We start from the raw sequence: 11,895 nt of genomic DNA, 5'->3' as shown, positions 1-11,895 counted from the left end.
CAACCCTGACCACCCCAGACGACGCGAAGCCCGACGGCTTATCGCGGAGGAAAACCCGGCTGAGTGATCACGAGCGTGCGTGGGGCGTCAAAGTGGTTGGCCGAGGTCCGACGTCGTCCATCCGGGCGGGGGCTTTTCCAGGCCGATCAGGACGTCCAGGTCGAGAAACTCTTTCAGCAGCGCCCTCAGGTTGCGCCCTTCGATGATTTCGATTCGTCCGTTCGCCACGGCGAAGTCTCGGCTCGCCTTACCGACCCAGGAGGTGGTGACTAGGACACCTTTGGCTGCGCGTTTGTGGTCCATGACGCATCGATTTTCGGCGGCCCGGCGCTGGCGGCCAGGGCTTCCTTTCCTCACCGCCGGCTTTCGAGGGGCGTGTTGTCCGCGGGCGTGGCATCCAGGCCCGCGAGGATGAGCGCTCAGTTCGGTGTGGTCCGGCGGCGGTCGGAGGCGGCGACCTCCTCGGCGCTGCTGACGGTCCATCGTTCGGTGCGGCTGTCGAAGAGGATGATGCTGCCGTCGTGCAGGACGATCCGGTCGCGGTAGCCCTCGGGGTCGGCCGCGGTCGTGGCGTCCTGGTCATATTCGGCCAGGGCGGGGATGACGTCGGCGAGCAGGATCGTCATCGTCATGGCGGGTTCGTCGAACGCGCGGTTGAGTGTCTCGGCGACGTCGGCGGCGCCGGCGCTCAGGTGCGGACCTTTCGTCGTACGGCCAGGGCACCTCGAAGATCGCCCGCTTTCCTGGGTGCATCGTGCGGCACGCCGAGGCTTGGGGCGTGCTGCCCCGCGAGCCCGAACAGCTGAAGGCGCCGGGAACGCCACCTACCGCTTGAGCCCGGCCACCTCGCCTAGAAAATCTATGGCGAAGCGACTAGACATTCTTGCCAGCCCTGGTTAGTGTTTCTCTCGTTGACAGCAAAGATCGTTGAAAACGCAGACGAAGACCGAGCGTCAAGCAGGGCCCGGATTGTTTCGTGGCTCGCTCGGCACCGCGGTGAGACAGCATCACCGCACGCATTTCGGCAAGGCACGTGCAGGACAAGACCTTGACGTAATTCCAGGTCAGGGCACATGCGGGTAGGGCCGGTGCAGGTTCAGGGCTCAACCCGATGCAGGACAGCAATCGACGTTTGCAAGTGAACCAAGTGCTAGTCAAGACCTTGACGTAATTCCAGGTCAGGGCAGACGCAGGTGGGGCCGATGCAGGTTCAGGGCTCAATCTGATGCAAAAGATCAGCCGTACGTGTGCGGGGCCGTGAAGTTTGCGTGGGGCTCCGACACCGGCAGGTAGTACGACAGGAATTGGAAGAAGAGGAAAGGGAGGGACGAGCACCGTTGGATCGCCCGCCGTCAGAACAGTTTTCCGGTTCTGGGGTGGACACCGCAGTTTCCATCGAACGTGAGGTGGTCTCCGGTCACGCTTATGCGATCCTCGCACCGCAAGCCGGAAACGGCGGCAGGTGCGGAAAAGGCAAGCCGACGAACGTGTCGGTAGATGGTGTTGTGAACCCGTAACCCTGGGCCCCGGTGCTTCTTGCGCCGGGGCCCTCGTCATTAAGAGGAGAGTGTGGATGGCCCAACCCGATGACATGCTCGACGACGAGCACTACCCCGCCTACACCATGGGCCGCGCCGCGGAGATCACCGGCGCCTCGCAGGACTTCCTGCGTCGCCTCGAGAAGGCGAAGCTGTTCACCCCGTCCCGATCGGCCGGAGGCCACCGCCGCTACTCGCGCCACCAGGTGCGTCTTGCCGCGCGAGCCCGCGAGATGGTCAGGCAAGGCATCGCGCTGGAAGCCGCCTGCCGCATCATCGACCTCGAGAACCAGCTCCAGGAAGTCCGCGAGAGCAACCGGAGCCAACCGCACGGACAACAAGTGGAAGCCGCCTGAGTCTGATCGCCTCGCGTTGGCTAGAGCAGCGCCGTGCGCTTTCTCCCGGTGGCTTTCTGCTCGAGCTCGCCCTGCCCTACGCACACACAGAAGCGACCGTACGTGCGGTGTCCCGGGTCGCATCTTGACCGGTAGCGTGGCCGCGAGGGTCAGTTGGCCGGTAATCCCGAGGCCGGGCGGGACCAGCAGAGCGGTGTCGTCCCGCCGTTGCCGGTCTGGGCCGGCGAGGGCGTCGATCTGATCAAGGACGTGCCGTCGGCGGCGGACCTGGTCACCGCTCTTGCCGGTGAGGCTGAGATCGCCTTGGCTCGGGCTGGACGGGGCCGACCAGCGACTTGAGTTGGTCGCGCGTCAGCTTCGGCTCGGGTCGACGCAGTGTTTCGACTTCGGCCGAAGGTGCGGCGCACGCCCCGGAACGGTGGAACGTGCGCCGAAACCTGTTTGTTGATCAGTACGCGCGCCAGTCGGTACGTGCAGGTCAGAAGCGGCCGGTCAGAAGGTGCACTGGATGGTGGCGTCGTCAGCGCGGATCGATGAGAAGCCGCCCTTTCCGAGCAGCGAGACCCGGAAGTAGACCGTGTTCGGGCCACCGGTCCAGGGCGGCACGGTGACCATGGTGTAGGAGCTGCTGTTGAGGGTCACGTTCTTCAGCGAGATGTACGTCCAGGTGGACGGGTCGATGACCTCGACGTTCACGCTCGCGCCGCTGAGCCCTTGGAGGTAGACGGCGGCCCCGCAGGTGATCCGACTCGAGTTGTTGCGCAGCACGACGCTGCGGCCGACCGACGAGAACTGCGTTTGGGCCCACAGGAAGGCGTTGTTCGGAGCGGAACGGGCGGTGCCGGCGTTGATGTCGAAGCCGGAGCCACTGGCGCCGGATGCTGTGGCCTGCCACGTCGACGCCGGTTGGTAGTCGAAGCCGTCGATGAGCTGCCAGATGCTGGCATGCGCAGCGGTGGCGGTACCGGCGATCAGACCCATCGACAGAACCGCGCCGAGCACAGCTCGTCGAACGGTCCGCCACGGGCGGATGCGTGAACTGATCTTCATTTATGAGCTCCTTGGTTCAGCAGGTCGAGTGTGAACCTGGCGCGCCGCTGAATTGACTATGTCGAGCGCAGTGGTGACCGTCAATGCGTTGTCAGAATGCATCGGAGGCCGTTTGCGTACCAGCCGATCAACGACACAACAGCGCGACTTCCACCAAAAATGAACCCGACTCACCGCCATCAGGGAGGAATCTGGGGAAAACACCGGCGGCGCGAACGCGGCCACTGTTCAACGGATTGCCATCTATTGTCGTCCATAAATGTGTCCGTTCGGCGGTTGACGCTTGCACCAAAGCAAATACCCTTACCGATCGGCACGCCAGGTCCGGCGCCACGGTGAAAAAGGAACCCGCGGCCGGGTCCTCAACTCGAGGACACAGCACCCGATCAAAAGGTGTGATTCCCCGTTCCCCGGCGGCGCTTCTCCCGCCCATCGAAGGAGGCTTATCTTTATGAGCTGGATGCAGCGCCTTACTCCGCGGTTGGTGGCCTCGTTCGCTGTACCCCTGTTCGTGTTGTGCGTGGTGGGCACCTTGGCGTACCGGAACACCACGACACTGGAGAGGAACAGCGGCCAAGTCGCCCACACCTACCAGGTGCTGCAGGGGCTCGATGAGATCACCGGGGTGTTGAAGGACGCCGAGAGTGGGCAGCGTGGCTACCTGATCACGGGAGAAGCCGCGTATCTCACGCCGTACACCGAAGCGTCCCAGGCGGTGACCGGACGGATCGACGCGGTTGCCAAGCTCACCGCTGACAATCCCGTTCAGCAGAAGCGAATCGCGGAACTGCGCCAGCTCGTACAGGCCAAGTTCGCTGAAATGAGCGAGACGATCGAGTTGCGCCGCACCGGCGGGTTCGCCCAGGCCCGGGACATCGTGCTGACCAACAAGGGTGCGGCGGTGATGACCCAGATCCATGCCGCCCTGGCCACGATGGGAAATACCGAGTCAAGTCTGCTCACCGTGCGGGCCGACCAAACGGCGCAGACCGCCAGCACATCGCGGGCGGTGATCATCGGGGGCGTCCTGCTTGCCGCCGCACTTGTCATGCTCCTGGCCTGGCTGCTGGCCCGCAGCATCCTCCGGCCGCTGACCGGGCTGACCAGGCGGCTGGCGGAAATCGCCGACGGCGGGGGTGACCTGACGAACCGGGTCGACGAATCGCGGCGCGACGAGTTCGGGACCCTCGGGGCAACCTTCAACCGATTCGTGGCGAAGCTGGCCGGCATCATCGCGCAGATAGGTGACCAGGCGAACTCGCTCGCTGCCGCCAGTGAGCAATTGTCGAGTGGCACCCGCCACATCGCCGGCTCCGCCGAGCAGACCTCTCGTGAGGTCGGCGGAGTCGCCGGTTCCACGGAGGCGATGAGCATCTCCCTGACCACTGTCGCCGCCGGGGCGGAGGAGATGGGCGCCTCGATCCGCGAGATCGCCTCGAATACCTCCGACGCCAGCCAGGCCGGCATCGAGGCGGTGCGCGTCGCCGAGGAGGCCAGCCGGACCGTCACGATGCTCGGCCAGTCCTCGGCCGAGATCACCAACGTGGTCAACCTGATCACCGCGATCGCCGAGCAGACCAACCTGCTGGCGCTGAACGCCACCATCGAGGCGGCTCGCGCCGGGGAATCCGGCAAGGGATTCGCCGTGGTGGCCAGCGAGGTGAAAGACCTCGCCCAGGAAACCGCGCGGGCGACCGAGGACATCAGCAAACGTGTCCAGCACATCCAGCAAAGCGCTTCCGCGACGAGCGAGGCGATCCGGCGGGTGAGCGAGATCGTCGCCCGGGTCAACGACTACCAGACCACCATCGCCTCGGCGGTCGAGGAGCAGACCGCGACCACCTCCGAGATGTCCCGCAACGTGACGGAAGCCTCGGCGAGCAGCCGCGAGGTCTCCCAAAGCCTGTCAACCGTGTCGACAGCGGTGTCCGAGACGTCGACCGCGATCGTCTCCTCCGAGCAGGCAGTCGCCGAGCTCGCCCGAATGAGCGCCACGCTTCACGGCCTGGTCGGCCAGTTCAAGTACTGACGCAGTCCAGCAACCACCGGTCGATCATCGGCCGAAGGAGTTGTCGCCGGCGGTCGGGGCCAAGTCGCCCCGGGCCGCCGGCGCTCGGTTACTTGACCTTGACCGCGTCTGTCGCGCCGGCGGTGTTCTTGGTGGTGTTGCCGGCGTACACGGCCTTCCAAGTTCCGGTCTTGGCGGCGGTGAACTTCTTGGTGAAGGCGCCCTTGCTGTTGGTGGTGGCGCTGCCCTTCAACGAGTACGCCTTCGCACCGTTGGCCTTGAAGTAGATCTGCACGGTGGCCTTGGACAGCGCCTTGCCGTCAACCTTGACAGTGCCGGCCGCGGTGAGCTTCTTGCCCTTCTTCACCGGCTCCGGCGACGCGTTGAAGGACAGCGTGGACGGTCGCTTGAGCGAGATACCGACCTTGACGACGTTGGTCTGCTGGATGTCGCTCTCGTCGTCGGCATCGTTCGGAACGGCCGCGCCGTAGACCTCCGCGCGCCACGCGCCAGGGGTGTATTTGCCGCAGAAGTTGAGCGAGCCGGAGTAGGTGGCGCTGGACCCGACCCGGTTGAGTTTGGTGCCGGCATAGGTGTCGTCGCCGGACTTGCCGGGTGCGTACAGGTCGATGCCGACGAGCGAGAGGAGGTAGCCGGACGTCGGCATGGGCGCGCTGAGCACCGCCGTGAAGGTGACCTTGCTACACCCCGCTTTGGAGCTGAGCACGAAACTCGTCTTGCTCGTCGACACGGACTTGACCGTCGGCAGAGCCGCGGAGCGGGCGGCCTGAGCCGGCGCGGCCGTCAGCAGCGCGGCGGCCGGTGCGACGGCGAGCAGAAGGGCGAGGGCGCGGTGGCGCACAGAAGTCATGAGCGTTCCAGTCACGAGAGGATCGACGTTCCGGCGAACATCAGCGGGAAAGATCATGCGACACGATGCAACGCGACCGTACCGTCCGTTCGGACAGCATTCACCTGCCGAACCGATCCATCAAAGCCATCAGGGCGCAGCATTTCCTTTTTGGACCGTACGCTGCTTTCGAGGCGAATTCCGAAGAGCACGGCTTATCCACCGCATCGACCCCGACGGGGCCGTCCCGAACCGACTACTCGCTCTATCCTCAGTGGAAATTACGTCCGACGATGTACGCCCGCCGCTTCGACAGTGACATCGTCGCCACTCGAATGAGGAGAAAAAGCGTGCCTTTCAGTCGGGACACCACCGTCAGCAGCCTGGTTCGGGCGGCCGTGAGTCGCGTCGGCCTCGGCCCGCGGCAGGGGCCGCTACCGGTTAGCAGCTGGGAGACGCAGTACGAGGGTGGGGGCTGGGACTACCTTTACGAAATCGGCGAGATCGCGCACTACATGGCGATCGTCGGCTACTCCCGCTACGGCGGCAAGCGGCCGGACGTCCTCGACATCGGGTGCGGGCAGGGCCGGCTGGTGGAGCTGATGGACCGCTCCCGGTTCGGCCGTTACCGGGGAGTCGACCTGTCGGCGAACGCGATTCGGCAGGCCAACGAGCGCGCGGGCGACGGGGTGAGCTTCGAGGTGGCCGACAGCAACGTGTGGGAGCCGGCCGACCGGTTCGACGTGGTGGTGTTCAACGAGTCGCTGTATTACCTGGAGCGCCCGCTCGAAGTCCTGGCCCGCAGCACCCAGTGGTTGTCCGGAAACGGGCTCGTCATCATCTCGATGTTCCGCGGCGCCAACGTGAAACGCCTGTGGCGCCAGGTCGACAAGATGCCGGCATTGCAACTGCAGGACCGCACCATGGTGCGCAACTATTACAGGATGACGTGGGACGTGGCCGCCTACCGCGTCCAGCAATAGCGCCGAGGCTCGTTCGAGCACCCCACGAACGCGTTCGCTACGATCAAATGATGAGCGCGCGCCGCATTCCCGTCAGCCGCCGCGACCGGCCGGCCAAGCCGCCCCTGAGCCGCGAAGGCGTCGTCGCGACCGCTCTGCAGATCATGCGTGAAGAGGGACTCGAGCGGGTCACCATGCGACGGCTGGCGACCGAACTCGACACCGGGCCGGCGTCGCTCTATGTCTACCTGCGCAATACCGCCGAACTGCACGGCGCCCTGCTTGACGAGCTACTGGCGGATTTGCCGGCGCCCGCCGAGGACCGCGGTGCGGCCTGGAGCGAGCAGCTCACCGAACTGCTGATCGCCTACACCACGCTGCTGTTCGGCTATCCGAGCCTGGCCCGGTCGGTGCTCACGCTGCGTCCGTACGGGCCTCGGTATCTAGCGCTCATCGAGTCCATCCTCGGGCTTCTCGCCGCCGGTGGCGTTCAGACCCGGCAGGCCGCCTGGGGGGTTGATCTGCTCTTGCAACACGCCACGGCAACCGCCGCCGAGCAGGGCAGCCGCACGGAGGCCGGCGAAGCCGAGCACGAGCAGGAAGAACTCGTCGCCGCGATCAGCGCGGCGGCAACCGAGGATTACCCGCACATAGTCCGCGCCCGCGACGAGCTGTTCTCCGGCACCGGCCTGGAGCGGATGCGCTGGGCTTTCGGTCAGATCCTCAAGGCCATCGCCGACTGACCCGCGACCACGGGGTCGGGCTTCTCCACACCGCTTGACGCACCCCGGTCGGCCGATCGGACCTTGTTCGCTACGAACACGTTCGTTATCGTGGTGTAGCGAACGCGTTCGTAGAGAACGAGATCCCCAGTGATTGCAGGTGCACCCATGACCACGACGCCGCCGGCCGAGGCAACGCCGAAAACGATCTCGAACACCCAGCTCTGGCTGACTTTGATCGCCGTACTGCTGGCCGATGCCCTCGACCTGGTCGACTCGACGATCACCAACATCGCCGCCCCGTCGATCGTGCACGACCTCGGCGCCGGCGAATCGCTCATCAAGTGGCTGGGAGCCGCGTACGCTCTCGCCCTTGGCTCGCTTCTCGTCCTTGGCGGCCGGGTGGGCGACAAATTCGGCCAGCGGCAGACCTTCCTCACCGGCATGGCCGGCTTCGTGGCGGCCTCGGCATTCGCGGGCCTGGCCCCCAACGGTGGGACGCTGATCGCGGCCCGCGTTCTCCAGGGCGTCTTCGGCGCGTTCCTGATTCCGCAGGGCATGGCGATCATCACCGCGACGTTTCCCAAAGCGGCGATGCAGAAGGCGTTCTCGGTGTTCGCGCCGATGCTCGGCATCTTCGCGGTAGGTGGCCCCATCCTGGGCGGTTTCCTGATCGACGCGAACCTCTTCGGTCTGCACTGGCGCCCGATCTTCCTGATCAACATCGTGATCGGCGGATTTGCCCTGGTCTTCGCTTGGCGGTTCCTGCCGAACGTGCCGGCGCATCGCGGCACGCGGCTGGACGTGCTCGGTTCGCTGCTGCTCATCGCGGCGTTGTTCGGCGTCCTGTTCGGCCTCATCACCGGGTCCACCGACGGCTGGGACGCCCTTCCGATCGCGAGCATCGTCGTCGGTGTCGTCGTCTTCGGCGGATTCGTGCGGCGTCAGGCGACCACTCCCGAGCCGCTGCTCGCCCGTTCGCTCTTCACGAACCGCGGTTTCACCGCGGGTCTGATCATGGGCCTGCTGGTCTTCGCCGCCTTCGCCGGCCTGATGTACGTGGTGTCTCTGTTCTTCCAGTACGAACTGCACTACACCCCGACCCACACCGCCATCAGCCTGATCCCGCTGACGATAGGAATCATGGGCGGTTCCGGGGCCAGCGCGGCATTGATCGGCCGCCTTGGCCGCCGGCTGGCGTTCGCCGGGCTCCTTCTCGACGTACTCGGCATCGCCGTCCTGCTGTTCTTCGTCAACCGGGCCGGCCTCGACATCACCTGGTGGCAGAACGCCATCGCCCTGTTCATCATGGGACTCGGCGCCGGGATCTGTTTCAGCACGATCTTCAACACCGCGCTCGGTGACGTCGAGGCCCACGAGGCGGGCGCGGCCAGCGGGTCGATAAGCGCGGTGCAACAGGTGGCCAACGGGATCGGCTCGGCCGTGGTGACGAGCGTCTTCCTCACCACCGTGGCTTCCGGTGGCGTCCGAGCGATGACCATCACCCTGCTCGTCTCGCTCGGGCTCGTATCCCTCTGCCTGCTCGCGGTCCCGCTCCTGCCCAAGCAGGCCGCCGAACTCGACCACTGACGCCTACCCAGATAACGCCACGTACAGTACGAAACGTACGTATCGCCGCTGATCTTCTGATCTTGCCTGGGTCTTGCCGATCACAGCGACGCATGCGGTCGAACCGGTGGATCGGCCCGCTCAGCGGGTATGGCTTGGTTACGGCATCCCGACGAGCAAGAGGAGAACTATGAGTTCCGCAATCCCGGCCATCTCGCTCAACGACGGCCGTACCATCCCGCAGTTGGGTTTCGGCGTCTTCCAGGTTCCGCCGGAGGAGACCCGCGCGGCTGTCGAGACGGCGATCGAGATCGGCTACCGGCACATCGACACCGCCCAGATGTACGGCAACGAGGCGGGCGTGGGTGAGGCCGTGCACCACTCCGGCCTGGACCGCAGCGAGTTCTTCATCACCAGCAAGCTCAACAACGGCTTCCACGAGCCGGACGACGCCCGCAACGCGTTCGACGACACCCTCAAGGCGTTGGGCACCGACTACGTCGACCTGTTCCTGATCCACTGGCCGATGCCGGGGAGCTACGGCGGCGACTTCGTGCAGACGTGGAACACCCTCGAGGAGTTCTACCGCGACGGCCGGGCCCGCTCGATCGGCGTCTCCAACTTCACCGAGCACCACCTCGGCCGGCTGCGCGCCGAGACCCAGGTCCGCCCCGCGGTGAACCAGATCGAAGTGCACCCGTACCTGACGAACGACGCCCTGCGCGCGTACAACACCGACAACGAGATCGCCACCGAGGCGTACTCCCCGATCGCCCAGGGCGAGGTCCTCGCCGACCCGGTGATCACCGAGATCGCCCGCCAGGTGGGCAAGACCCCGGCACAGGTCGTCCTGCGCTGGCACATCCAGCGCGGCGACATCATCTTCCCGAAGTCGAAGACGGCGGAGCGGGTCCGCGAGAACTTCGAGATCTTCGACTTCGAGCTCGACGGCGGCGCGATGGGCAGCATCACCGCCCTCGACCGCGGCGACAAGGGGCGTACGGGCGCGAACCCCGACACCATGAACTACGGCGCCAAGAGCTGACGAACGCCGGCCCGGGCCACCAAAATGGCTCGGGCCACTGGGCGTCGGCTCAGGTGACCAGCAGGATTTTGCCGGCGAGTCCGCCCTGTTCGGCTCGCCGCAGGGCGGCGGCGGCCTGCTTGAGCGGGTAGACGGAGTCGATCGGGGCGTGGATGTCGCCGGCGACCAGGTGCGCGAAGAGAGTTTGCAGGTCGTCGCTGAGCCGGCGGCGGTACGTGGCAAGGTCGCGGTGCCCGGCCCAGATGTCGAAGAACTTGGCGTGCCGGCCGTTGGGCAGGATGTTCCACAGCTGCAGCCGCAGGTAGTGACGCATGAACGGGACCATCGGGTGCTTGGCGCCGGCGACACTCATGTCGCTGAGGCTGACCAGGTAACCCCCGCGGGCGAGCATCCGCCAGGAGGTCCGGATGCCGGGGCCGCCGACGTGGTCGACGACGCCGGCGACGCCGTCGGGGGCCAGCTCCCGCACGCGGCGACCGACGTCCTCGGCGCGGTAGTCGATCGGGATGACGCCGAGGGCGCGCAGGCGGTCCTGCTGGCTGGGGCCGGCGGTGCCGATGACCCGCAGACCGGCGCGCAGGGCGAGTTGGACGAGCACGGAGCCGACACCGCCGGCAGCCCCGAGCACGACGATGGTGGCACCGCGCCGGGCGCCGATCAGGCGGAGGACCCGAATCGCGGTCAGGCCGTTGATGATGACGGTCTCGGCGTCCTGATCGGTCACCGCGTCCGGGACCGGAACGAGGTCGGCGGCGTCGAGCACGACCTGTTCGGCCCATCCACCGATCTTGGTGAGGGCGGCGACGCGTTGGCCGAGGGCCAGGCCGGCCGGAGCGTCGGCGCCGAACTCCTCGATGACCCCCACCAGGTCGTAGCCGGGGACGAAGGGGAACGCGGGCTGTTGGTAGTACTTGCCTCGGCGCATCGCCTGCTCGGCGAAGGACACCCCGGTCACGGTCACGCGCACCCGCGCCTGGGCTGATCCGATCGGCGCGAGTGTCGCCTGCCGCGGCTCGATCACCTCGGGCTCGCCGACCGAGGGCAGGACCATCTGCAACGTCTTCATCTGCTCGTTTCCCTCATGAGCTGGCGGGTTCATGCGGATGAGTAAACGCCGTTTATTTACGGGCGTCAAGTTAACTTGTACGATCGGGGCATGACGACACCGCCGACCACCCCCGCGAGACGTGTACGCAACCCGCGTGGCGCTGGAGCCCTGCTCGGCGATCAGATCGTGACGGCCGCCCTCACCGTGGTCGACGAGGGCGGCGTCGGCGGGCTCACCCTGCGGGGCCTGGCCCGGATCGTCGGCGTCAGCGCCCCGGCGATCTATGCGCACTTCGCCGACATCGACGCGATCCTGCTCGCCGTGGCCAGGCAGGCGTTCGCCGACCTCACCGAGCACCTCAGCGCGGCCGGCCACGGCAGCGCCCCACCCGAGACCCGGCTACGAGCCGTCTGCCGAGCCTACCTCGACTACGCCCAGCAGCATCCCGGCCGTTACCACGTCATGTTCAACGGCCAGTGGGACGCGACCGCCGCCATCGACCGTGGAGCCGTCGAACCACGCGTCGTCAACGAACTGGGACAGGACGCGCTGAGCGTGTTCGTCGAGGCGATCCGCGCCTGCCGCCGCGATCCGCCGCGCGATCCGTACCCCGACGCCGTCATCACCTGGGTTTTCCTGCACGGCTACATCCACCAGCGGCTGGTCTCCCGCGCCTTCCCGTGGCCACCCGACATCACCCAGGACGTCCTCGAAACCGTGGTCGGCCGGTGCCTCCGATAACTGCCC

At 66.3% G+C, this 11,895-nt stretch carries 13 protein-coding genes; 8 read left to right on the top strand and 5 right to left on the bottom strand.

Annotated elements, in window-relative coordinates; all coding sequences use genetic code 11:
* Positions 1-87 precede the first annotated feature (87 nt).
* Both Afe05nite_RS19010 and Afe05nite_RS19005 read right to left on the bottom strand, forming a co-directional pair.
* The gene (locus Afe05nite_RS19010) at positions 88-303 is read right to left on the bottom strand and encodes a restriction endonuclease (protein WP_203818470.1); all 216 of its coding nucleotides are present in this window, start codon (positions 301-303) and stop codon (positions 88-90) included.
* Between the two features lie 116 nt (positions 304-419).
* The gene (locus Afe05nite_RS19005; RefSeq protein ID WP_203818469.1) at positions 420-632 is read right to left on the bottom strand and encodes a hypothetical protein; all 213 of its coding nucleotides are present in this window, start codon (positions 630-632) and stop codon (positions 420-422) included.
* Between the two features lie 941 nt (positions 633-1,573).
* Here Afe05nite_RS19005 and Afe05nite_RS19000 point away from each other — a divergent pair.
* Positions 1,574-1,894 carry a MerR family transcriptional regulator gene (locus Afe05nite_RS19000; RefSeq protein WP_203818468.1) on the top strand — a complete coding sequence of 107 codons (321 nt, stop codon included), beginning with the start codon at positions 1,574-1,576 and terminating at the stop codon, positions 1,892-1,894.
* Positions 1,895-2,047: 153 nt separating this feature from the next.
* The gene (locus Afe05nite_RS18995; protein ID WP_203818467.1) at positions 2,048-2,233 is read left to right on the top strand and encodes a hypothetical protein; all 186 of its coding nucleotides are present in this window, start codon (positions 2,048-2,050) and stop codon (positions 2,231-2,233) included.
* Positions 2,234-2,386: 153 nt separating this feature from the next.
* Here Afe05nite_RS18995 and Afe05nite_RS18990 read toward each other — a convergent pair whose 3' ends face one another.
* Entirely contained in the window at positions 2,387-2,944 is a 558-nt protein-coding gene (locus Afe05nite_RS18990; RefSeq protein WP_203818466.1) for a hypothetical protein, read from the bottom strand.
* A 484-nt stretch (positions 2,945-3,428) separates the two neighbouring features.
* Here Afe05nite_RS18990 and Afe05nite_RS18985 point away from each other — a divergent pair, with 484 nt between their 5' ends.
* On the top strand, positions 3,429-4,973 hold the full coding sequence (locus tag Afe05nite_RS18985; RefSeq protein ID WP_203818465.1) for a methyl-accepting chemotaxis protein: 1,545 nt from the start codon (positions 3,429-3,431) through the stop codon (positions 4,971-4,973).
* Positions 4,974-5,061: 88 nt separating this feature from the next.
* Here Afe05nite_RS18985 and Afe05nite_RS18980 read toward each other — a convergent pair whose 3' ends face one another.
* The gene (locus Afe05nite_RS18980; protein WP_203818464.1) at positions 5,062-5,823 is read right to left on the bottom strand and encodes a hypothetical protein; all 762 of its coding nucleotides are present in this window, start codon (positions 5,821-5,823) and stop codon (positions 5,062-5,064) included.
* Positions 5,824-5,888: 65 nt separating this feature from the next.
* Between Afe05nite_RS18980 and Afe05nite_RS18975 the strand changes: the two genes are divergently transcribed.
* The 4 genes from Afe05nite_RS18975 to Afe05nite_RS18960 all read left to right on the top strand — a co-directional run bounded on the left by Afe05nite_RS18975 (position 5,889) and on the right by Afe05nite_RS18960 (position 10,100).
* Entirely contained in the window at positions 5,889-6,785 is an 897-nt protein-coding gene (locus Afe05nite_RS18975) for a class I SAM-dependent methyltransferase (RefSeq protein WP_203818463.1), read from the top strand.
* 50 nt (positions 6,786-6,835) lie between these two features.
* Positions 6,836-7,507, top strand: coding sequence for a TetR/AcrR family transcriptional regulator C-terminal domain-containing protein (locus tag Afe05nite_RS18970; RefSeq protein WP_203818462.1), 672 nt, complete (start codon positions 6,836-6,838; stop codon positions 7,505-7,507).
* A gap of 147 nt (positions 7,508-7,654) precedes the next feature.
* Positions 7,655-9,076 carry an MFS transporter gene (locus Afe05nite_RS18965; RefSeq protein WP_203818461.1) on the top strand — a complete coding sequence of 474 codons (1,422 nt, stop codon included), beginning with the start codon at positions 7,655-7,657 and terminating at the stop codon, positions 9,074-9,076.
* Positions 9,077-9,245: 169 nt separating this feature from the next.
* Positions 9,246-10,100, top strand: a complete 855-nt coding sequence (locus Afe05nite_RS18960; protein WP_203818460.1) for an aldo/keto reductase — start codon at positions 9,246-9,248, stop codon at positions 10,098-10,100.
* Between the two features lie 49 nt (positions 10,101-10,149).
* Here the strand turns inward: Afe05nite_RS18960 and Afe05nite_RS18955 are convergent, their stop codons facing one another.
* Positions 10,150-11,166, bottom strand: coding sequence for a zinc-binding dehydrogenase (locus tag Afe05nite_RS18955; protein ID WP_239117969.1), 1,017 nt, complete (start codon positions 11,164-11,166; stop codon positions 10,150-10,152).
* 90 nt (positions 11,167-11,256) lie between these two features.
* Between Afe05nite_RS18955 and Afe05nite_RS18950 the strand changes: the two genes are divergently transcribed.
* Entirely contained in the window at positions 11,257-11,889 is a 633-nt protein-coding gene (locus Afe05nite_RS18950; RefSeq protein ID WP_203818458.1) for a TetR/AcrR family transcriptional regulator, read from the top strand.
* Positions 11,890-11,895 lie beyond the last annotated feature (6 nt).

The organism is Paractinoplanes ferrugineus (assembly GCF_016862195.1).
GTDB classification, from domain to species: Bacteria; Actinomycetota; Actinomycetes; order Mycobacteriales; family Micromonosporaceae; genus Actinoplanes; species Actinoplanes ferrugineus.
This window is presented reverse-complemented; position numbering and strand designations above follow the sequence as displayed.